The following is a 21,703-nucleotide window of genomic DNA, read 5'->3' as shown; positions in this document are numbered from 1 at the left end:
GGTGGGCACCAGGTTGGCTGTCAAGGAGTCATGAGGGGGGCGCCTTGGAATCGCTGACGTCGGACGATCCCCGCGCCATCGGCCGGTACCGGCTGCTCGCCCGGCTGGGCAGCGGCGGGATGGGGCGGGTGTATCTGGCCCGGTCGCCGGAGGGCGAGCAGGTCGCGCTGAAGGTGATCCGGCCCGATCTCGCCGGGGAGGACACCTTCCGCGAGCGTTTCGCGCGGGAGGTCGCCGCCTCCCGCTCCGTGGCCGGTCCGTTCACCGCCGCGGTCGTCGACGCGGACCCCGGGGGGTCCCCGCCCTGGCTGGCGACCGCCTTCATCCCCGGTCCTTCGCTGTACCAGGCGGTGCGCGCCGCGGGGGCGCTGCCCGAGACGTCCGTACGGGCGCTGGGGCTCGGGCTGGTGGAGGCGCTCGCCGCGATCCACGCGGCGCGCGTGGTGCACAGGGACCTCAAACCGAGCAATGTGCTGCTCGCGTCCGACGGGCCGCGGGTCATCGACTTCGGGATCTCCCGCGTGGCCGAGGCCAGCGTGCTGACCAGGACGGGGACGCTGATGGGCTCGCCGGGGTACATCGCGCCGGAGCAGATCCGCGGCAAGGGCATCGGGCCGGCCGCCGATGTGTTCTCGCTCGGCGCGGTCCTGGTCTTCGCGGGAACCGGGGCCGGTCCGTTCGGCGAGGGCACGGCCGATCTGCTGCTGTACCGCATCGTGCACGAGGAGCCGCGACTGGACGCGGCGCCTCAGTGGCTGCGCCCCATCGCCGCCTCCTGCCTGGACAAGGAGGCGGCACGGCGTCCCCGGCTGCACGAGGTCGCGGCGGTGCTCGGCGCCGGGCGGGCCAGGGCCGAGCTCCTCGGGCCCGGCTGGCTGCCCCCGCTGCCCTCCGGCCCCGCGACGGATCCGCGGGGCATCCTCGCCCACACCGACGGCGGGCAGGAGACGGACCCCGGCACGGACCCCGGCGCGGACGCCGATCTGCGGCAGAACGGCGCACCGGACGGCGCACCGGACGGCGGCGACGGCCCCTCCGGTGCGTCCGGTCCAGGCTCCGGCTCCGGGCGGCCCCCCGGAGGTCCCCGCCGCCGCGTGGCGCTGGCCGCCGCCGCGCTTACGGCCACCGCGGCCCTGGGGTTCACCGGATGGCGGCTCCTCAGCGGCGGCGACTTCGGGCGGGAACCGCCCGGGACCCGGCTGTGGCGCTTCCCGGTCGCCGGAATCCTCGTCAACCACCCGCGGGTCGCCGGGGACCTGGTGTACGCGGCGAGCAACGACGGCACCCTGTACGCGGTCGAGGCGGCGTCGGGCGCGCGGCGCTGGGCGTACACGACCGGCGCCGCCCTGGGCTCGGCGCCGTACATCCTCGGCGGGGTGGCCTATCTGGGCAGCGACGACGGCAAGCTCTACGCACTCGACGCCAGAACCGGCGACGAGCGCTGGACGTTCGCCACCGGCGGCATCGTGCACTCGCCCGCGGTGACCGGCGGCGTGGCGTACGTCGGCAGCTCAGACGGGTACCTCTACGCCGTCAAGGTGTCCGACGGCAGCCGGCTGTGGCGGTTCAGGACGGGCCATGACACCCACTCCCCGGTGATCGCCGGAGAGACCGTCTACGTCGGATGCAGCAACACCCGTCTATACGCCGTGGACGCCCACCTCGGCGTCGAGCGGTGGGCGTTCACCACCAAAGGCGCCGTCTCCTGGTTCCCCGTGGTGACCGGCGGGCTGGTGTACTTCGGAAGCACCGACAACACCCTCTATGCCGTACGGGCCACCACGGGCCGCGAGGTGTGGCGGGCCGGGGGAGCCTCCGTCAAGGCCGGGCCCGCGGTGGCGCGCGGCACGGTCTTCGGCGGCGGCGGCCGCGATCTGTTCGCCCGGGACGCCGCGACCGGCAGGAAACGGTGGTCGCTGCCCACTGGGGGCGATGTCACCGCGCCCGCGGTCGTCGACGGGACCGTGTACGCGGGCAACAGCGACCAGAAGCTGTACGCCGTCGACGCCGACAGCGGCGAACTGCGCTGGACGTTCACCGCCGGCGCGGAGGTGCATCCGCCGGCGGCCGCCGCGGACGCCGTCTACTTCGGGGGCGGTGACCAGCAGCTCTACGCCGTACGCAGGTGATGCACGCACGCGGAGCAGCCGAGGGGAAATCCCCGGCTCGCGCGGGTGCGGTTAAGGAACCGTGCCGAAGCGGCGGGGTGTCTGAGGCGGTGCACAGGGTGAGACGGGGCCTCCGCGCGGCCCGCAGCGGCGGTGCGGCGCGCCCCAGGGGGAGGGACCGATGCCGCTGCGCGGGCTGCGTGCCCAGTCGAAACAGCGACGACGCCTCCGTCCGCGCGGGCGGCGGCCGGACTCCGGCGACGCGCAGGGAAAGGACCGGGCGCGCGCCGCCTACCGGCGCTGCGCCTGGACCGCAGGACCGCTGACGCTCGTGCACACCGGACCGGCACGGGTGCGGTTCCGCTCCGTCCTGACCGCCGTCCAGCGGCTCGTCCTGACCGCTCTGGCCGCGCTGACCGCGCTCAGCGGACTGGCCCTCGCCGCCTGGCTGCTGCTGCCCCAGCACATCCCCGGCCCCGGCGTGACCGCGGCCGGGGACTGGCGGGTCGTCCTCGCCCGGTTCGCCTTCTGCGTGGTCGTCACCATCGAGGTCATCAAGGTGGTGCAGGTCTTCGCCGTATGGACATTCGCCTGGCACGCCAAGGACCCGGTGCCGCTCACCCCTCCCCGCGGGCTGCGGATCGCGATGCTGACCACCATCGTGCCGTCCAAAGAGCCCCTCGCCGTGGCCGAGCAGACCCTGGAGGCGATGCTGAGGGTCGCCTACTACGGGGGCGCCGTGGACGTCTGGATCCTGGACGAAGGCGACGACCCGGCCGTGCGGGCCACGGCCGCCCGGCTCGGCGTACACCACTTCAGCCGCAAGAACCGCCCCGAGTACCACCGGCCCTGGGGCATCTTCCGGACCCGCACCAAGTCCGGCAACCACAACGCATGGCGCGCCGAGCACGAGCGCCGCTATGACGTGGTCGCCCAGATGGACCCGGACCATGTCCCGCTGCCGTGCTTCCTGGAGCGCACCCTCGGCTACTTCCACGACCCCGACGTCGCGTTCGTGGTCGCCCCCCAGGTGTACGGGAACATGTACGACAACTGGATCGCGCACGGCGCGTCCGTGCAGCAGTACCTCTTCAGCGGGATCGTCGAGCGCGGCGGGAACGGACTCGACGCACCGCTGCTGATCGGCACCAACCACCTCTACCGGACCGCCGCCTGGCGCAGCATCGGCGGCTACCAGGACTCCATCATCGAGGACCACCTCACCAGCATGCGCGTCCAGGGCACCGTCAACCAGCGCACCGGCAACCGCTGGAAAGGCGTCTACACCCCGGATGTGATCGCCGTCGGCGAAGGCCCCACCACCTGGACCGACTACTTCAACCAGCAGAAGCGCTGGGCCTACGGGGTCTGGGAGATCAAGCTCAACCGCCGCCTCACCGACGGCATCCGGCTGACCCGGCGTCAGCGGCTGCTGTACACCCTGGTGCAGTTCTACTACCCCAGCGTCGCCCTGACCCTGCTCCTGGGCACCGCCGCGACCGTCCTCGCCCTGCTGCTCGGCATCATGTCCGCCGGACTGGACGGGCCGACCTGGCTGGGGCTGTGGTCCGCCGGGATGGGCAGCTGGCTCGTCCTGTGGCTGTGGCTGCGCCGCTTCAACCTCGCCGCACACGAACGGCGCGATCCGGGGCTCACGGGCTTCGCGCTGGCGCTGTTCGCCGGCCCGGTGTACGCGGCGGCCGCGGTGTCCGCGCTGCTGCGCCGGCCGCTGGGGTATGCGGTCACCGCCAAGGGCGAGCTGCGCAGCGCCGACACGCCGCGCACCTTCCGGCTCCATCTGATCTGGGCGGCGGCGGTCGCGGCGCCGCTGGCGGCCAGTTACGCGCTGGGGTACGACCATCCCGCGCCCCGCTTCTGGGCGGCGCTGGCCCTGCTGGCGGGCCTGCTTCCGCCGCTCATGGCCGCCGCCACGGCGCTCGCCGCGCCCACGCCCACGCCCGCCGTCGCCGGGGACGCGGCCCTCGGCGCCTCCGCCCTCGGATCCTCCTCTGCCGGTCAGCGTGCCCCGGACGCCCGATGACGCGGTTCACGGCCGCCAAGGCGCTCGTCGCGGCGTTCGCCGTGCTGCTGGCGGGCTATGCCTTCGTGGTCGGGCCGCAGCTGGCGGCCGAACAGCAGCGGCGGCGCGCGGCGGCCGTCGACGCCGCGCTGCCGCCCACCGCGGGCCTCCCGCCGAACGGGCCGGACAGGGCCACGGACAGCGCCGTCCCGCGCGGCACGTTCCCGGAGCGCGGCGAGGTCTTCGTCGGCATCATGACCGGTGAGGGGCTTCACGATCTGTCCGAGGCCGCCGACTTCACCCGCCGCACCGGACACCGGCCGCAGGTCTACCAGTTCGCCCAGGACTGGGCGCACGACCGGTTCGACGCGGAGCGGATCGACGACGTCGCCCGGCGCGGCATGATGCCTATGCTCGCCTGGGAGCCCTGGGACCACCGGGCGGAGGCGGAGGATCCGCGACTGCGGGGCGAGCAGCCCGCCTACCGGCTCTCCAGGATCGCCGACGGCGCGTTCGACCCGTACATCCGCGCCTGGGCCGAAGGCGTCGCCTCCCTCGACTACCCCGTCGGGATCCGCTTCGCCCATGAGATGAACGGCTACTGGTACCCGTGGTGCGAGCAGTCCAACGACAACCGCCCCGGCGACTATGTACGGGCCTGGCGGCATGTGCACCGCATCTTCGAGCGGGCCGGGGCGGACAACGCGGTCTGGGTGTGGAGCCCCAACGTCCATTACGCCAACGCCACACCGTACGAACGCCTCTACCCGGGCGACGCCTATGTGGACTGGGTGGGGCTCTCCGGCTACTACGGCACCGTCGGCAAGGAGAACTACCAGTCCTTCGACCGGATCTTCTCCGGCTCACAGGCCCGGCTGCGCCGTCTCACCGCCAAACCGCTGGTGATCACGGAGGTGGCGGCGACGGACGCGGCCGGGCGCAAAGCGGAGTGGATCACCGGGATGTTCCGCTCGCTGCCCCGGCACCCGGGCATCATCGGCGTGATCTGGTACCAGGCGGTCAGGGAGATCGACTGGCGGGTCACCACCTCGCGCGAGAGCGTCGCCGCCTTCGCGCGCGGTGTGTCGGCGCCCCGCCACCGCGCACCCTGGTCCCCGTACGACGATCCGCGCCGCCGTCTGTGAGACGCGGCCGGGCTATGCCTTGCTTATGCCTCGCTATGCCTTGCGGAGCCGGCCGATGATCCCGTTGAGGTCGTGGATGAACAGATCCTCCCGGACATGGTGGCCGCCGGGGCGCTCGTGCCACTCGTGCGCAATGCCGGCCCTGTCGAGCAGGCCGCGGAACTCCCGCTGCCCGCCCAGCACATGGACCTCGTTCAGGGTGTCGAACGGGTTGGCCGGATCCGGGCTGGCGCCCGCGACCAGGAAGACCCGCTTGTCGCGGTAGCTCTCGATACGCTGCACCGGGTTGTCGGCGCTGATCCTGTTCTGGTCCCACGGCACTCCGTAGACCGTGCCGCCGCCCAGTTCCACGGCCGCGGAGGACACATTGGCCCAGCGGATCACCGCGCTGTCGTCGCGGCGCAGGCTGGCCGGGCCGGAGTGGGAGCTCACCGAGGCGAAGTGGCCCCCGTGCTTGGCCGCGTACTTCAGCGCGCCGAAGCCGCCCATCGAGAACCCGGAGACGGCGCGGCCGGCGCACTCGGCGTAGGTGCGGAAATTGTCGTCGACCCACCGGATCAGCTGCTCGATATGGAAGTGCTCCCAGTTCCTCGGCCCCGCGAGGGAGCTGACCGGGTTGGAGTACCAGCCTGCCTTTCCGCCGTCGGGCATCACCACGATGATCGGCTTGCCCGCGGTCCAGGCGCGGATGTTCAGCGGCGGGCGGTCGAAGGCGGTGAAGTCCCCCAGGCCGCCGTGGAACAGATAGAGAACGGGGTATCTGCGCCCGCTGGTGTGATAGCCGTCCGGGAGCAGGACGTTGACGCCGGGGTCCCAGCCGATCGCAGCCGTCCTGAAGCGGTAGTGCCGCATACGGGGATCGCTCTCCAGGCGGTCCACGATCCGCAGCCCGTGCCCGTCGCCCACCGCACTCGCCGGCGACGCCGCCGCGAGCACGCTTCCGCCGCCCAGCGCCATGGCCGCCCAGGCCCCGCCGGCGGCCTTCAGGACGCTTCTGCGGGTGGGGCGGTGCTCGCTCAACTGGGCCTCCTGGGGGAACCGGCGGCTTGGAAGGTATCCGCGGTCGTTCGGGCCAGGGCACCCGGAACGTTACGGACTGACAGCGCCCGGCGATCCCCGATAGGGCTCAGGGTGCCGCGGAAACACGGCGCTTCCAGCTCAGCCGAGCCCAGCCGAGGGAGATTCCTGTGCCCCCCAGAACGGGACCTGTGCGCCGTGCCCGCCGCGGGGCTCCTCCAGCCGGCCGCCGCGGCCGCGGCGGACGCGGCGAGACGGCGCCCGTCTGGGACGCGGGGCCCCGGACAGTGCGCCTGACCGCGGCGGCCGCACCCCGCGGCCCGGCCGCCGGCGGCTCAGCGCGCGGAGAAGGGCCGGGTGCACTCGGGAAGCCCGGGGCGGTCCTTCGTCCGCACCGCGGGCAGCCATGCGGTCGCCCGCTCGGAGTCCTCCGGCAGACGGACCCGGAACCACTCGGCGGACCGGGTTCCCACCTCGTCGACGATCACCATGCCGTCGGGGTAGCGGCACTCGGCGGCGAGGACGTCCCCGTGCCACACCCGGTGCGGCACGACATTGTCCGCTGTGTACGGCAGCAGGGGGTCGACCGAGAGGCCGAGGCTGCACGGCCGGGCCCGGTCGGCACGGTCGCGGCAGCTCGGCTCGGCGTTGAACACCTGGACGCGTCCTGCTGGGCCGGCCGCGTCCGGATCGGCGGAACCGCCGCCGCGCACCGCCCGCGCACCGCCCGCCGCGGCCGTCCCGCACACCATGACAGCGGTGAGGAGGGCCAGGGTCCGCTTCCGCCGTCCGACGGCGGCGGAGGAGGAGGCGGGGCCCGGGGCGGCGGCGGCCGTGCCCGGAGAAGGGCCGGCCGCCTCGGACGGCGCGTCGGACCCGCCGCCCTGCCCGCCCGTCCAGGCCCGCTGTCCGGCCCTGATCCGGGCCAGCAGGCGCTCGGCGGTGTGCTCCGCGCGCGCCTGATGCGTCGGGGCGAGGCAGTCGGCGGCCAGGGCGCGCCAGAACGGCGGCACGGCGTCGTCCAGGCGCAGCGGCGCCCGCGCTTCCGCGTACTCCTGCACCGCAGCGGCACGCGCGATCGGGGTGCCGCCGGGGAAGGGCGAGCGGCCGCCCGCGAACACCTCGTGGATCATGATGCCCAGCGCCCAGATGTCGCCGCTGGGCCGCACCTGCACGCCGCGCTCGCCCAGTGGGGCCCGCCAGCGCTCCGGCGGCAGATAGTCGGGGGTGCCCATCGGCGGGATGTAGCCATGGGTGCCGTGCGTGCCGGCGAGTTCCGCCGCGAGGCCGAAGTCGGAGAGCTTGACCGAACCGTCCGGCATGAGCAGCACATTGTCCGGCTTGAGATCGCCGTGCACCCAGCCCAGCCCGTGCAGCTGGGCCAGCCCCTCGCAGACCCCGGTGAGCAGCCGGGCCGCCTCGGCCCGGTCCACCGGTGCGTCGAGCAGGTCCCGCAGGCTGCCCCGCGCCCGCTCCATGACGAGGACGACAGCCCCGTCCAGAGCGGGGCGGTCCGGTTCGCTCAGTACGGCGAAGTCCAGCAGCCGGATGAGCCCCGGATGGCGGACGCGGCGGCCGAGGTCGATCTCGCGCCGGGCCGTCTCCACGACCGAACGCGCCTGACGCGGGGCGAGCCCGGCGGTGGGCAGAAACTTGAGCGCGACCCGCTGCCCGCCCGGCTCCGTGCCGTCGCCCGCCGCCCGGCCCTCGTAGACCGTGGCCCAGCTGCCTGCCGCGATCGGCTCGGTGACCTCCCAGCCGCCCACGCGATAGCCGCGCGGGAGGCCGGCCGCAGGCGCGTCGTCCGGCGATGCGCCGACCGGGCCGAGCAAGGCCGCGTCGCCCCTCCGCCGGCCGTCCCGGCTCACCGGGCCGCCTCCCGCAGCCATGGGCCCGCGCCCGTCCGCGGCGGCAGCAGCGCGAGATGCTCCTCCCGGACGAGCCCGAACCGCAGCGCCAGCCCCACGACCGCCTCCCGTTTGCCGTTGCGCCGCGCCGCCCGCTGCGGCTCGGTCTCGGCCGGAGTGCTGATGCGCAGCTTCTCCTCGGCCAGATAGTCGATATGCGCCGTCACCGCCCGCGCCGTCAGCCGCCGGCAGGCCGGGTGGTCTCCTAAACGCTCGACGACCTGCGGGGTGGTCGGCACCGCCACCGCCGACTCGTCCCGCAGCCGCGGCTCGCACAGCGCGACCAGCACCAGGAAGTAGGTGGCCGTCTCGTCCAGGGAGTACGCGGTGAGCGTATGGCTGCCCCACGGGCCGCCGGCGCCCTCGGAGTCGAGGTAGACATGGTCGGGCGCGAACACCTGGAAACTGACCGGCGTCTCCCGCGCGGGCAGGACGACGCGCGCGAACTCGAAGGGAATCGGGGCGCCCACCCGGCGCGGCGGCACTCTCAGATACTCGCCCGCCCCCTCCGGGTTCTCCACCAGATAGCTCTGGGTCGCGCTGTGATTGCTGAGCTGCCAGTGGTCGTCCGTCACCCGGATCTCGCCCGCCAGCCGGGAGACCGCCGCATCGGCGAACCGCAGCTCCACCGGGGTCGCCGCCGACCCCCGGCCGAAACGGGCTGTTTCGCCCGGCCCGAGCCGCAGGGTCACGGGTCCGCCGCCGTCGCCCCCGCCGTCGCTCCCGCCGTCCTCACAGCCGCGCGGTAGATGGATCAGTACCCCGCTCACCAGCCCCTCCTTGTCCGCACGCCGCCAGAACTGACGTGCGGCCCCAAAATACCGGCACCCACGGAGGCATCCCACGTGGTCTCGGGCACGTCGGCCGAACGTGGGGCTGTGCGGACCGGGCGTTATGCGCCGGGGGCCGGGGGCAGGCATCGGACCATGCCCCTGCTCGTCGGAACCTCGGGATGGCAGTACAAGGACTGGCGCGGTGTGCTCTATCCGGCCGGGAAGCCGCAGCGGCTGTGGCTGGAGGAGTACGCGCGGAACTTCGCCACCGTCGAGAGCAACAACGCCTTCTACCGGCTGCCGTCCACGGAGAACTTCGCCTCCTGGCGGGAGCGGACCCCGGAGGGGTTCGTCATGGCGGTCAAGGCCAGCCGCTATCTGACGCATGTCAAGCGGTTGCACGACCCGGAGTCGCCGGTACGGCTGCTGCTGGAGAGGCTTCAGGGGCTGGGGGACCGGCTGGGTCCGGTGTTGTTGCAGTTGCCGCCGAACTTCCGTGTGGACGTCGGTGCTCTGGACGCGTGTCTGCGGTGCTTTCCCGACGCCGTACGGGTGGCCGTCGAGTTCCGTCACACCTCGTGGTGGGAGGCGGAGCGGGAAGTGCGGGCGGTGCTGAGTGAGCACGGCAGCGCGCTGTGCTGGGCGGACCGCGGGTCCCGCCCGGCAGCCCCGCTGTGGCGCACAGCGTCCTGGGGATATGTACGGCTGCACGGCGGCGGCGCCGCACCGCCGCCGCGCTACGGACGGCAGGCGCTCGCCTCGTGGGTCCGCCGGATCGCCGACGCCTGGCCGGACCGGGCCGACGTCCATGTGTACTTCAACAACGACATGGGCGGCGCGGCCGTCGTGGACGCCGCGCACTTCGCGCGGCTCGCGGCCGCGCGGGGACGCACCGTGAGCCGTACACCGCAGGCGACAGAGGTGTAGAGCCCGGGGGCGAGGCGAACGTTTCCAGCCATGAGCCGATGACCTCAAGACGTCGTACGGGCCCCTGCCGACGGGTCCCGGGGCGGGCTTCGTGGGCGGTTTGCCGCTGATGTGTCGCCCGTACGTCCGTCTTGATTCACTCCTTGTTCGACTTTCGTTCATCTGTTTACCATCGCGAAGATCAAATGAGACCTGGGGGTCTGGGCCAACCAGAACCAGTCACGGGGGAGTTCTGCATGTCCTTAAACGACCAGGGGTTCGTCGTCATCGACACCCCCGCACTCGACGACTACACGCTGGGCGAGTTCGGGAAACTGCCCATGGATCCGTACACCGGGTCCGCCCAGCGGTACCGCCGCTTCTCGCAGTTCCGGCTCCGCCACGAGGGCGCCTGGACGCTGGAGCTGCTGCCGCACCGGCACTTCTCCCAGCCGCGGCAGTTCAACGACCTCGTCGGCGGACAGCTCCGCACGCTGGAGCCGCTGACTGTCGACCCCACGCCGCTCATCGCCGCCGGCGCGGACGCCCTCGGGCTCGACAAGGGGACCGACTGGCAGCTCAATGTGCACCAGTGCCGTGTGGTGTCCACCCCGGACGTCAAAGGCGTCGCAGCCCCCGAGGGGCCGCACCGGGACGGCCATCACTACGGCATCGTCGCCGTCACCCGCCGCCACAACATATCCGGGGGTGAGACCCAGCTCATGCCGCTCGGCGGCGGCGAGCCCTTCTTCCGCACCACCCTGCGGGACGGCCAGGCGATCGCCTTCGACGACCGGGTGATGTTCCACCATGTCACCGACATCGAGCACCTCACCGACGAGGGCGGACACCGCGACGTATGGCTGGTCGCCGTCAACCCGTGGGAGCAGCGCCGCTACGGCGAGGAGTACGAGGCCGAAGTGCTCGCCGGCGGGCGCGTATGAGCGGCATGGAGCGCACCCTGCTCACAGACCCCAGGGACCCCGCGGACCAGGCGGCCGTCCCCGCCGCCCCGGCCACGGCCGCCGTTTACGACAGGATCGGCATCGGCTACTCCTCCGTGCGCCGCCCCGACCCCCGCTGGGCACGGCTGATCCGCGAGGCCCTCGGCGACGCCCGCACCGTCCTCAACGTGGGTGCCGGGGCCGGATCTTATGAGCCGGCCGACGTACGGCTGGTGGCGGTCGAGCCCTCCCAGGAGATGCGGGCGCAGCGGCCCGCCGACGCCGCGCCCTGCGTCGCCGCCGGCGCCGAGCGGCTGCCCTTCGACGACCAGAGCTTCGACGCCGCCATGGCCGTGCTGACCGTGCATCACTGGTCCGACCTGGCGGCGGGCGTCGCCGAACTCCAGCGTGTCGCACGGCGTTTCGTCATCGTCACCTATGACATGGACGTACAGGCGGACTTCTGGCTCACCCGCGAGTACATCCCCCAGATCGCGGACGCCGAGCGCTCCCGCGTCCCCTCGATGCGGCGGCTCACCTCGCTGCTCGGCCCCTGTGAGACCGCCGGGCTTCCGGTGTGGCACGACTTCGCCGACGGGTTCATGACCGCGTTCTGGCGGAAGCCCACGGCCTATCTCGATCCGGCCACACGACGGGCGTGTTCGGCCTTCGCGCTCACCGACCGGACCGCCGTCGACCGGGGCATCGCCCGGCTCGGGGAGGACCTCGCCTCAGGCGCATGGCATCGGCGTCACGCCGACCTGCTGGAGAGGGACCACATGGACGCCGGATTCCGGCTGATGACCGGGGTCTCGCCGCACGCGGCCCGGACGCCGGGGGAGCCGTCCGCATGAGCCCGGCATCCTCGCCGGGGGACACGGGTCCGGACAAGGCCCCGGAGACGGGCCCGGACACGGCCCCGGAGTGGGACCACGAACGCCTCGCGCGGCTGGGCGCCCATCACCCGACCCCCTTCCACGTCCTGGACTGCGCCCGGCTGGACCGGGCCGCGGACCGTCTCACAGCCGTCCTCGGCTCGCTGGACCGGCGCACCCGCGTCCACTACTCCGTCAAGACCAACTATCTGCCGTTCATCCTGCGGCGGCTGGCCGGCCGGGGCATGGGCGCGGACGTCGTCTCCGGTTACGAGCTGGAAGCGGCCCTGGACGCCGGATTCGCCCCGGCGGACATCGTGTTCAACGGCCCGGTGAAGACCGACGGCGAACTGGCCGCAGCCGTACGGCACGGAGTACGCGTCCACGTCGACGGCGAGCAGGAGATCGCGGCGCTCGAACGGCTGGCGGCGGAAGCCGGACGCCGGATCGAGGTGGGCATCCGGCTGTCCCCCGGCGTGCCCGTCTCGACCTCCTCCGACCCCTCGTACCGGGCCCAGGCCGCGACCGCCGCCCTGCGCAACCGCTTCGGCTGGCCGGCGGGCTCCGGCGAACTCAACCGGGTCGTCGGCCTGATCGCCCGCTCGCCCCATCTGTCGCTCACCGCCGTGCACACGCATCTGAGCAGCCAGATCGTCCACGAGGAGCTGATGCTCCAGGCACTGGGGCGGATCGTGGACGAGGCGGCGGCCCTGCACCGCCGCTTCGGGCTGCGGGAGGTCAACATCGGCGGCGGCTTCGGCGTTCCGGGCATCCGGCGGCCCCGCACCGGCCCGCTGACATCGCTGTGGGCCCAGCAGGGCGGGGTTCCGCCACAGGACCCGGAGCCCTTCCTCGACATCGCCCGGCTGCTGCCCGCGGCCGACGAACTGATGCGGCGGGCAGGCCTCGACGGCGTGGCGCTCGCCTGCGAGCCCGGCCGCTGGCTGGTGTCGGACGCGATGGCCATGGTCACCCGAGTCGTCTCCCGCAAGGAACTCCCCGCCGCCCGCTGGCTGCTCCTCGACGGCGGCCACAATGTCGCGCCATGGGCGGGTACTGGTGAAATCCACCGGATGACCCCGATCGGGCGCACCTACGCCGCCCGGCACAGCACCTGGTCGGTGTCGGGCCCGCTGTGCTACGAGAACGACATCCACGCCACAGCCGCCGAACTGCCGGACGACATCGGGCCCGGCGATCTGCTCTGCCTGCACGACACGGGTGCGTACTCCCTGGGCCGCAGCAACAACTTCATCCGCACCAGGGCGGCCGTCGTCGCCCTCGACGGCGACACCGAGACGGTGGTCTGGCGCGCGGAGACCACCGCGGACGTCTTCGCCTTCGCGGACCCGGAACCCCAGCCCGCGGACGCGGAGGCTGTGCGCCCTGCCGACCGCGAGTCCGGGGCCGCGGACCTCAGTGCCGCGAGCCCCGCTGATCCGGAGGCCGGGTCCGCAGAGCCGGGGGGCGTACGGCTCACGGCCCCGCAGCTCCGGCCCGCGGGGCCGCAGGCTGCACGGCCTGTCGGCCCGGAAGCCGGGGCCGCCGGTCCGGCGGCTCGGTCGTCCGTCGGCCGGGGAGCACGGCCTGTCGGCCCGGAGCCCTGGTCCGCGGGGCCGGAAACCGTGGCGTTGGCCGGGCCGGAGGCAGAGGCCGCCGGTCCGCAGGTCCGGTGCGCTGACTCGATGGACGGGGCAGCCCGGCTGTCCGTACAGTCCGTCGGCCCGGAGCTCCGGCCCGCGGGCCTGGAGATCCGGTCCGCGGGCGCGGGTGCTGTGCGGCCTGCCGGTCGGGAGGCCGGGGTCGCCGGTCCGGCAGGTCAGTCGTCCGCCCGCCGGGTGGCGCGGTCCGCGGGACCGGAAACCGAGCCGTCCGCCGGCCCGGCGGACGGGGCAGCGCGGCGATGAAGGGGTACGCGGAGCTTCTGCGGCTCCCGGGTGCGGGCGCGGCGGCGGGGCCCGCCGCGCTCGCACGTGTCGCCGGCACGATGACACCGCTGTCTCTGCTGCTGGCGATGGTCCAGTCGGGCCACTCCCTGGCCGTCGGCGGCGGTGCGGGAGCCGCGTACGCACTCGGCGGGGCCGTCGGCGGGCCCGCCATCGGACGGGCGATGGACCGCGCGGGCCCCAGCCGCGTACTGAGGCTGACCGCACCGGCCGCCGGTCTGCTCCTGACCGCGGTGGCGCTGTGCGTCACCGCGGCGCCGACCGCCGTGCTGCTGGCCGCCGCCTGCGCCGCCGGACTGGCGACCGCGCCGGTCGGGGCGTCGATGCGGGCCCTGTGGCCGTCGCTCACCGACGACCCGGCCCTGCGGCAGCGCGCCTACGCGTTCGAGGCGACGCTCAGCGAACTGCTGTTCATCCTGGGGCCCTCGGCGGTCACCCTGCTCGCCGCGCTGGCCGGGTCCCGCAGCGCCCTGCTCGCCACCGCCCTCCTGCTGGGCGCGGGCGGCCTGGGCTACGGACAGGCAAGGGCCGTACGCCGCCGCGCAGGCGGAGGGGCCGGCGCACCGGCTGCCCCGCGCGAGGCGAGGCCCCGCGGCCCCGCCCGGACCGCCGCGCTGTCCGTGCTCGTCGCCATCGCCCTCACCGCGGCCCTGTCCAGCGCACTGGCCGTCGCGGTCACCGCCTTCCTCCAGGACCAGGGCACCGCCGCGGAGTTCGCCGGAACGCTGATCGCGGTCCAGTCCGTCGGCAGCGTGGCGGGCGGGCTGATGTACGGCTCACGCACCTGGGGTGGCACGTCTTACCGGCGCTATCTGCGGCTGCTCGGCGTCCTGGCGGCCGCGCTGGCCCTGCTGCCGCTGGTCGTCCCGGCGCGCGGCGCGGGCCTGGGCGTCACCTGGGCCGTCCTGCTGCTGGGCGGGCTGCTGCTGCTCAGCGGGCTGCCGCTGGCGCCGGCCGGCGCGGAGGAGTTCCAGCTCATCGGGGAGATGACCGCGCGGGACAAGGCCACACAGGCCTTCGCGGGCGTCGGCAGCTTTATCGCGGCCGGCGGCGCGGCCGGGTCCGCCGTGGCGGGTCTGGCGGCCGAGGCGCTCGGGCCGGCCGCGGCGCTGGGGCTGCCCGCCGCCTTCACCCTGGCCGCCCTCCTGGTGAGCCTGGCCGCGCGCGGACCGGTCCTCGCCGCCGTGGCCGCCCGCCCTGAAGAACCCGCGGGACCACGGCCCGGCACACCCTCGAACACGAAAGAACAGCACGCATGACCACCACACCCCGGCCGACCGGCCCCGGCGTACTCGCCGTCGTCGAAAGCCAGTTGTCCAACTTCGGCCTCACCCCGCTGCGCGCGGCGCACGAACTCGGCTTCCACACCCTGCTGCTGAGCAACGACCCCGACCGCTACCGGACCGTGAGCCTGGCCGAGGAGGTGTTCGCCCGGCACATCGACGAGATCGTCCGCACGGACACCAACTCCGTCGACGCCGTGGTCGCCGCCCTGGAGCCCTGCCGCAGCGCGGGCCGGCTCAGCGGAGTGCTCACCGTGACCGACTACAACATCCCCATCGTGGCCGAGGCCGCCTCCCGCCTCGGCCTGCCGGGGCTGTCCCCGCAGGCCGCCCGCGTCTGCCGGGACAAGCTGCTGATGCGGCAGGCCTGCGCCGCGGCCGGCGTCGCCGTGCCGGGCTTCTGCCAGGCGACGTCCGAACAGGCCGCGCTGGCCGCCGCTGACCGCTTCGGCTACCCGTGCGTCGTCAAGCCGATGACCGAGTCCGCGAGCATCGGCGTCAGCCTCTGCCGCACTCCGGACGAGGTCCTCGACGCCTACCGAGCGATCAGCTCCCGCCCCACCGACTTCCGCGGACAGCCCCGCCGCCCCGGCGCGCTGGTCGAGGAGTACCTCCTCGGCTACGAGGTGAGCGTGGAATCGGTCCTCTCGGCGGGCGAGCGGACCGTCCTCGGCGTCACCGACAAGGCGCTCGGCCCCCACCCGCACTTCGTCGAAATGGGAGACACCTTCCCCTCCATGCTCTCCGCCCCCGTACGCGAGGAGTGCACCGAACTCGCCCTGCGCGCCCTGCAGGCCGTCGGCCATGACTTCGGCGCCGCGCACGTCGAGGTCAAGATGACCGAGAAGGGCCCCTTCGTCGTGGAGGTCAACGGCCGGATGGCCGGGGCCGAGATCAGCATGCTGATCCGCGAAGCGACCGGCATCCATCTGCAGCGCGAGGTCGTTCGGCTGCACACCGGGCAGCCGGCCGAGCTGACCGCGACCCGCAGCCGAGCCGCCGCCTCCCGGTATCTGGCCGCCCGCGCGGCCGGCGTCCTCACCGCCGTCGAAGGCACGGAGCTGGCGCGCCGTGTCCCCGGCGTCGTGGAGGTCGATCTGGAGGCACACCCCGGCGACGCGGTACGGCCCCCCGAGAGCAACCTCGATCTGCTCGGCTGCGTCGTCGCGTCCGGCGACACCACCGGCGACGCCGTACGCCGGGCCGAGGCCGCCCTCGGCCAGCTCACCCCCGTGATCGACACCCGCGGCGCGACGCCCGGCGGGCGGCGATGACCCCCGCGACGGGCGCGTCGTCCGCCGTTGACGTCACGGTGCGCCGCGAGCCCGACGAGAGCGGGACGGAACGCTGGGACGCCCTTCTCGGCCCCCGCGGCTTCTACGCGGCGGGCCCCTGGCTGCGCCACGCGCACGCCACCGCCGAGCCCGCTCCGTACTATCTCACCGCCCGTCTGAGCGGCCGGGCCGTGGGCGTGCTGCCCGCCTATCCGCTGCACCCCGGCACGCCCTTCGTCTTCTGCAGCCCCGGCCGGGTCGTCGACGCCATCCACCGGAGCGCGACGGGCGAGGACGCCCCGTGGGCCGCCGGGCTGCTGCCCGCCCTGGCCTGCGGGGGACGCAACCCCTCGCACACCAAGGCCGGTCTCGACACCTCCCTGCCCCCGGAGCGGCAGCGCGAGGTGCTGACCGCGCTGGCCGAGGCCGCGGAGCGGGAAGCGCGGGCCGCGCAGCTGGAATCGGTGGCGTTCCTGTACGCCGACGAGGATGACGAGCAGCTCCGTTCCGTCCTGGCCGGGCGCGGCTACGCCGCACTGCCCGGCCAGCGGGCCTATTCCCTGCCGGTCCCGGACGGCGGCGGCTTCGACGCCTACCTGGGGCGCTTTGAACCGCGCAGGCGGCGCAAGCTCGCCCGCGAGGCACGCATCCTGGACGAAGCCGGCGTCGGCTACCGTACACAGCCGCTCAGCGAACAGCTCATCGGGGAACTCGCCCCCCTGGAGCTCGCCCTCTACGCCAAGTACGGCACCCCGGCCGACCCGGACGCCTTCCAACGCGTCCTGCACAGCATCCGCACGCACGCCCCGGACACGGCCCGGGTGACGACGGCGCACCTCGGCGGGCGGCTCGCGGGCTTCGTCCTGACCTTCACCCACCGAGGTGAGCTGTACGCACGCCAGGCGGGCTTCGACTACGACGTGCAGGGCCCTCTGCCGCTCTACTTCGGCCTCGTCTACTACGAACTGCTGCGGCTGGCCCAGGCCGAGGGACTCTCCCATATCCACTACTCCACCGGGTCGGACCGGGCCAAGCTGCTGCGCGGCTGCACTCCCCGCAGGCAGATCGCCTATGTCAAGGCCCGCCGCGCAGAGCAGCAGGAGCGGCTGGACGCGCTCGCACAGAGCTGCGGGGCCGACGATGCCGGTGATCTGCCTGCCTGAGATGCTCTGACCGGCGCGCGCCGGACCCCCGCACAACGGCGTCGCGCCGCACACGCGGTGGGCCAGGGCGCTGCTTTCTGCCATGATGTCAGCCGAAAGGCGACGGCGGAACGAGGAAGCCGGTGAGATTCCGGCGCGGTCCCGCCACTGTGATCGGCGAGCAGATCCCGAACAGACCACTGCCCGGATGCGGGTGGGAAGGCCGGGACGAGCCATGACCCGAGAGCCAGGAGACTCACGCGGTCGCCTCCTCAATGGAACTGGGGCGGATTTCCCCAGAGGGGAGGGTTTTGCATGCCCACGGTGGGTTTGCCGGCCGATCAGGGCCGGCGCGCGGCCGTTCGGCCGCCGCGCTCCGCTCCAGGACCATCCGAGCCAGCCGATCCACCCTGCGGTGAGAGGACCCACCCATGACGGGCAAGCGCCCCCTGTCCCTGCTTTCTGCCGTGGCCGCGGCAACCCTGCTGATATCCGGCTGCGGCGGCGCCTCCGAGGGCGGCTCCGCGCCGGCCGCATCCGCCGCCGAGGGCTTCCCGGTCACCGTCTCCAACTGCGGGGTGAAGACCACATACCAGCGCCCGCCGGAGCGAGCGGTGTCGCTGAACCAGCACGCCACGGAGGTCATGCTGGCGCTCGGCCTGGAGAAGTCCCTGGTCGGCACCGCCTACCTCGACGACAAGATCCTGCCCGAATACCAGGACGCCTATGGCTCCATCAAGGTCCTGGCCAAGAAGTATCCGTCCTTCGAGACGCTGCTTGCGGCCGAACCGGACTTCGCCTACGGAGGGTTCGCCAGCGCCTTCGAGGAGAAGGAAGGCCGTAGTCGCGACGCCCTGAAGAAGACCGGCGTCAACTCCTATCTGAACATCGAGGAGTGCCCCGACGGGCCGGTGACCATGGACACGCTGGACCAGGAGATCCGCAATGTGGCCAAGGTCTTCGGCGTCGCGGACCGCGGCGAGCAGCAGCTCAAGAAGCTCCACAAGACCCTCGACGGCGTCGACGCCAAGCTCGCCGGGGTCGAGCCGAGGAAGGTCTTCGTCTACGACAGCGGTGACAAGACCGCCTTCACCGCGGGCGGCGCGGGCATCGGCAACGAGATGATCAAGCGGGCGGGCGGAGTGAACCTCTTCGCCGACGTCGACAAGGCATGGGGCGATGTGTCGTTCGAGCAGGTGGCCGAGCGAGCCCCTGAGACCATCCTCATCTATGACTACGGCGACCAGCCCGTCGAGGACAAGAAGAAGTTCCTCCTCGGCCACCCGGCGCTGAAGGACGTTCCCGCGATCAAGAACAAGAGCTTCGCGGTGCTGCCGCTGTCCTCCGCCGTGCTGGGCGTCCGCGCGCCCGCGGGAGTGGAGTCCCTGGCCCGCCAGCTCCACCCGGAACGCTTCAAGTGAGCGACATAGCCGACACGGTCGGCACAGCCAGCACATCCAGTACGGCCGTCGCACAGAAGACGGCTGACACGCCGGCGCCCGGGCACCCGGGCGCCGGCACGGCCCCGGGCGGCCGCACCCGCATCCCCTACCCTCTCGTCCTTGTGCTCCTCGGCGCCCTGCTGGCCGCGACGGCCACCGCCGGGATCGCCGCCGGCTCGATCAGCATCCCGGCCGGCCAGGTCTGGGGCATCCTGCTGCACAAGCTCCACCCGGCGCTGGCGGATGTCACCTGGACCCCCGTACGGGAGACGATCGTCCTCGACGTCCGGCTGCCGCGCGTACTGCTGAGCGCGGTCGTCGGGGCCGGGCTCGCCGTATGCGGCATGGCGCTCCAGGCCCTGGTCCGCAATCCGCTGGCCGACCCCATGCTGCTCGGCGTCTCCTCCGGGGCCGCCGTCGGCGCGGTCCTGGTCCTGGTCTGCGGCGTCACGCTGTTCGGGATGTTCTCCCTGCCCATCGCGGCGTTCTGCGGAGCGCTCGCGGCACTGGTCGCCGTCTACTTCCTCGCCAGATCAGGCGGACGGATGACCACGGTCCGGCTGGTGCTGGCAGGCGTCGCCATGGCCGAGGTGCTCTCGGCCGTGGCCAGCTTCCTGGTCGTCACCTCCGACGACCCGCACAAGACGCAGGCGGCGCTGCGCTGGATGCTCGGCGGACTGGCCGGCACCTCCTGGACGGCGGTGTGGATCCCGGTGGCGGCGGTGCTGCTCGGGACTGCCGTTCTGCTCGGCGTCTGCCGGCCGCTCAATCTGCTGCTCGCGGGCGAGGAGGCCGCCGCCGCCCTCGGCCTGGACGTGCACCGCTTCCGCGGCGCGCTGTTCGTCCTGGTCGCGCTGATGATCGGCGCCATCGTCGCGGTCAGCGGCCAGATTGGCTTCGTCGGCCTGATCATGCCGCATGTGGTGCGGCTGCTCGTGGGCGCCGATCACCGCCGTGCGCTGCCCGCCGCGGCCCTGCTCGGCGCGGCCTTCCTCATCGCGGCCGACCTCGCCGCACGCACGCTCATGACCCCGGAGGAGATCCCCGTCGGCATCCTCACCGCCCTCGTCGGCGGCCCGTTCTTCCTCTGGCTGATGCGACGGAAGGCGACCTCCTGATGCCACTGCCACTGCCCGTCGCCAGCCGGCCGGATGTGGAGCCGGGCGCACTCGACATCCAGGACATCACAGTTGAAACCGGCGGAAGAAGACTCGTCGACGGCATCCGGCTGTCGGTCGCGCCCGGCGAAGTGGTGGGGCTGGCGGGCCCCAACGGCGCCGGCAAGTCCACGCTGCTGCGCACCGTCTACCGTGCGCTGCGCCCCACGTCGGGCAGGGTGCTGCTGGACGGCGAGGACGTCTGGCGGATGCCGGGCAGACGCGCGGCGCAGCGGCTCGCCGCCGTACTGCAGGAAAGCACGGGCGAGTTCGAGCTGACCGTGTACGACGTGGTGGCCATGGGCCGCACCCCGCACAAGCGGGCCTTCGCGGGCGACGACGCCGGCGACCGGGGCATCATCCTGTGGGCGCTCGGACAGCTCGACGTCGCCGCCCTGGCCGACGCCGCGTTCGACCGGCTCTCCGGCGGCGAGAAACAGCGCGTGCTGATCGCCCGGGCGCTCGCCCAGCGCACCGGCACCATGGTGCTGGACGAGCCGACCAACCATCTGGACCTGCGCCATCAGCTCGAAGCCCTCCGGCTCGTCCGCGGGCTCGGCGTGACGGCGCTCGTCGCGCTCCACGACCTCAATCTGGCCGCGGCGTTCTGCGACCGGATCTGCGTCATGGACCGCGGCCGGGCAGTCGCCTCAGGGCCGCCGTCCGACGTCCTCACCCCCGCCCTGCTGGCCGACGTCTACCGCGTCGACGCGGATGTCACCGAGCATCCGCGCACCGGCATTCCGCAGGTGACCCTGCTGTCGGGGCCAGGCATCGGGTCCCGGACGGGGTACGGCGCGGGGAGGGAGGAGTGAACCCCCTGCCGGCGGCGCCACCGGACTCCGTTGCCCGGGCATTGCAGGACGTCGCCCGCCTGGGGCCGTTCTTCACGGTCGGCCTCGATGCGCCGGACAACGGCTGGCATCCGGTCGAGGACGCCTACGAGCGGGGCCTCGCGGACCTGATCGCCCGGACGGCCGCCCGGTACGACACCCGCGAGCTGCGCATCGGCGCGTCCATCGTGCAGCTCGGGCACGCGGCCCGGCTGTGGTCGCCGGTGCTGGCCTGCACCGTCCTGCACGGCGTCATCCCCGATCTGACAGGGCTGCACCGCGCCGACGACGGCCCGCAGCTGCGGCTCGCCGCCCCCGCCGGGTGGCACGCCGAGCCCGCGACGCCCCCCGCGCAGCTCGCCGGTGTGCTGTACGAGGCGGTGATGGTCCGGCAGCTGGAGCGGCTGCGCACCGGGCTGCGGGTCAAGGTGGCGCCGGGGCTGCTGTACGGGAACGCGGCGTCCGCGCTGGCCGAGGCGGGCCGCGCGATCCTCGCGGCCCGCCCGTCCGCCGAAGACCGCCTCAGCGCCGTCACCGGAGAACTGCTCCGCACCGGAAACCTGGCGGGGACCGGGAGCGTCACCGGGTCCGGTCTCGGCTTCCGGCGTCGCAGCTGCTGTCTGTACTACCGCACGCCGTCGGGGGTGACCTGCGGAGACTGCGTGTTCTCAACCGCGCCGCCGCCACGCCCCGACGCCTGACCTGGGGCTGAAGCTCCAGACCCCGTTTGCGGGGGCGCCGCCCCCGTACCCCCGCGCCTCAAGCGCCGGCGTGGCTTGGTTTCTGGGCCCTGCGCCTCAAGCGCCGGCGTGGCTTGGTTTCTGGGCCCCGCGCCTCAAGCGCCGGCGGGGCTGGATTTCTCAGCCCGTCTGGGGGCTTGCCCCCAGTGACGGGCAGGCGGCGACCCACCGGCGATACTGGGCGCACCCCC

General features: G+C 73.4%; 17 protein-coding genes and 1 riboswitch. Of the genes, 14 read left to right on the top strand and 3 right to left on the bottom strand.

The annotated features are described in order from the left end of the window. The first annotated feature begins 44 nt into the window (after nucleotides 1–44). The 3 genes from OF819_RS03740 to OF819_RS03730 all read left to right on the top strand — a co-directional run bounded on the left by OF819_RS03740 (nucleotide 45) and on the right by OF819_RS03730 (nucleotide 5,273). Nucleotides 45–2,129 (top strand): PQQ-binding-like beta-propeller repeat protein, encoded by a 2,085-nt coding sequence (locus tag OF819_RS03740; protein ID WP_267241865.1) that lies wholly within the window; start codon nucleotides 45–47, stop codon nucleotides 2,127–2,129. 160 nt (nucleotides 2,130–2,289) lie between these two features. Beyond that, nucleotides 2,290–4,149 (top strand): glycosyltransferase family 2 protein, encoded by a 1,860-nt coding sequence (locus OF819_RS03735; RefSeq protein ID WP_267241864.1) that lies wholly within the window; start codon nucleotides 2,290–2,292, stop codon nucleotides 4,147–4,149. After that, nucleotides 4,146–5,273 (top strand): glycoside hydrolase family 26 protein, encoded by a 1,128-nt coding sequence (locus OF819_RS03730; protein ID WP_267241863.1) that lies wholly within the window; start codon nucleotides 4,146–4,148, stop codon nucleotides 5,271–5,273. The genes OF819_RS03735 and OF819_RS03730 overlap by 4 nt, the downstream gene beginning before the upstream one ends. A 33-nt stretch (nucleotides 5,274–5,306) precedes the next feature. Here the strand turns inward: OF819_RS03730 and OF819_RS03725 are convergent, their stop codons facing one another. From OF819_RS03725 to OF819_RS03715, 3 genes are all read right to left on the bottom strand, one after another. Continuing rightward, nucleotides 5,307–6,293, bottom strand: a complete 987-nt coding sequence (locus OF819_RS03725) for an alpha/beta hydrolase (protein WP_267241862.1) — start codon at nucleotides 6,291–6,293, stop codon at nucleotides 5,307–5,309. 332 nt (nucleotides 6,294–6,625) lie between these two features. Next, nucleotides 6,626–8,056 (bottom strand): serine/threonine-protein kinase, encoded by a 1,431-nt coding sequence (locus OF819_RS03720; RefSeq protein WP_267242069.1) that lies wholly within the window; start codon nucleotides 8,054–8,056, stop codon nucleotides 6,626–6,628. Between the two features lie 98 nt (nucleotides 8,057–8,154). Beyond that, nucleotides 8,155–8,967 carry a serine/threonine protein kinase gene (locus OF819_RS03715; RefSeq protein WP_267241861.1) on the bottom strand — a complete coding sequence of 271 codons (813 nt, stop codon included), beginning with the start codon at nucleotides 8,965–8,967 and terminating at the stop codon, nucleotides 8,155–8,157. A gap of 156 nt (nucleotides 8,968–9,123) precedes the next feature. On the opposite strand from OF819_RS03715, the gene OF819_RS03710 reads away from it, so the two are divergent. The 11 genes from OF819_RS03710 to OF819_RS03660 all read left to right on the top strand — a co-directional run bounded on the left by OF819_RS03710 (nucleotide 9,124) and on the right by OF819_RS03660 (nucleotide 21,473). After that, complete coding sequence (locus OF819_RS03710; protein ID WP_267241860.1) at nucleotides 9,124–9,897, top strand: DUF72 domain-containing protein; 774 nt, start codon at nucleotides 9,124–9,126, stop codon at nucleotides 9,895–9,897. Between the two features lie 236 nt (nucleotides 9,898–10,133). Further along, on the top strand, nucleotides 10,134–10,820 hold the full coding sequence (locus OF819_RS03705) for a 2OG-Fe dioxygenase family protein (protein ID WP_267241859.1): 687 nt from the start codon (nucleotides 10,134–10,136) through the stop codon (nucleotides 10,818–10,820). Next, complete coding sequence (locus OF819_RS03700) at nucleotides 10,817–11,674, top strand: class I SAM-dependent methyltransferase (protein ID WP_267241858.1); 858 nt, start codon at nucleotides 10,817–10,819, stop codon at nucleotides 11,672–11,674. The genes OF819_RS03705 and OF819_RS03700 overlap by 4 nt, the downstream gene beginning before the upstream one ends. Next, nucleotides 11,671–13,602 carry a hypothetical protein gene (locus tag OF819_RS03695; protein ID WP_267241857.1) on the top strand — a complete coding sequence of 644 codons (1,932 nt, stop codon included), beginning with the start codon at nucleotides 11,671–11,673 and terminating at the stop codon, nucleotides 13,600–13,602. The genes OF819_RS03700 and OF819_RS03695 overlap by 4 nt, the downstream gene beginning before the upstream one ends. Further along, nucleotides 13,599–14,900, top strand: coding sequence for an MFS transporter (locus tag OF819_RS03690; RefSeq protein ID WP_267241856.1), 1,302 nt, complete (start codon nucleotides 13,599–13,601; stop codon nucleotides 14,898–14,900). Before OF819_RS03695 ends, OF819_RS03690 begins: the two co-directional genes overlap by 4 nt. Further along, nucleotides 14,897–16,198, top strand: coding sequence for an ATP-grasp domain-containing protein (locus tag OF819_RS03685; protein ID WP_267241855.1), 1,302 nt, complete (start codon nucleotides 14,897–14,899; stop codon nucleotides 16,196–16,198). The genes OF819_RS03690 and OF819_RS03685 overlap by 4 nt, the downstream gene beginning before the upstream one ends. Next, nucleotides 16,195–17,361, top strand: a complete 1,167-nt coding sequence (locus OF819_RS03680) for a GNAT family N-acetyltransferase (protein WP_267241854.1) — start codon at nucleotides 16,195–16,197, stop codon at nucleotides 17,359–17,361. The genes OF819_RS03685 and OF819_RS03680 overlap by 4 nt, the downstream gene beginning before the upstream one ends. A 72-nt stretch (nucleotides 17,362–17,433) precedes the next feature. Beyond that, nucleotides 17,434–17,615, top strand: a riboswitch (cobalamin riboswitch). A gap of 156 nt (nucleotides 17,616–17,771) precedes the next feature. Next, a complete protein-coding gene (locus OF819_RS03675; protein ID WP_267241853.1) occupies nucleotides 17,772–18,761 on the top strand; it encodes an ABC transporter substrate-binding protein in 990 nt (329 codons plus the stop codon). Next, nucleotides 18,758–19,900 (top strand): FecCD family ABC transporter permease, encoded by a 1,143-nt coding sequence (locus OF819_RS03670; protein ID WP_416370465.1) that lies wholly within the window; start codon nucleotides 18,758–18,760, stop codon nucleotides 19,898–19,900. The genes OF819_RS03675 and OF819_RS03670 overlap by 4 nt, the downstream gene beginning before the upstream one ends. Next, entirely contained in the window at nucleotides 19,900–20,754 is an 855-nt protein-coding gene (locus OF819_RS03665) for an ABC transporter ATP-binding protein (RefSeq protein ID WP_267241852.1), read from the top strand. Before OF819_RS03670 ends, OF819_RS03665 begins: the two co-directional genes overlap by 1 nt. Beyond that, nucleotides 20,751–21,473, top strand: coding sequence for a (2Fe-2S)-binding protein (locus OF819_RS03660; RefSeq protein WP_267241851.1), 723 nt, complete (start codon nucleotides 20,751–20,753; stop codon nucleotides 21,471–21,473). Before OF819_RS03665 ends, OF819_RS03660 begins: the two co-directional genes overlap by 4 nt. The last annotated feature ends 230 nt before the right edge of the window (nucleotides 21,474–21,703 follow it).

The sequence above is a fragment of the Streptomyces sp. PR69 genome, assembly GCF_026420845.1.
In the GTDB taxonomy this organism is placed as follows: Bacteria; Actinomycetota; Actinomycetes; order Streptomycetales; family Streptomycetaceae; genus Streptomyces.
The sequence above is the reverse complement of the archived record's forward strand: the minus strand, read 5'-3'. Positions and strand labels throughout refer to the sequence as shown.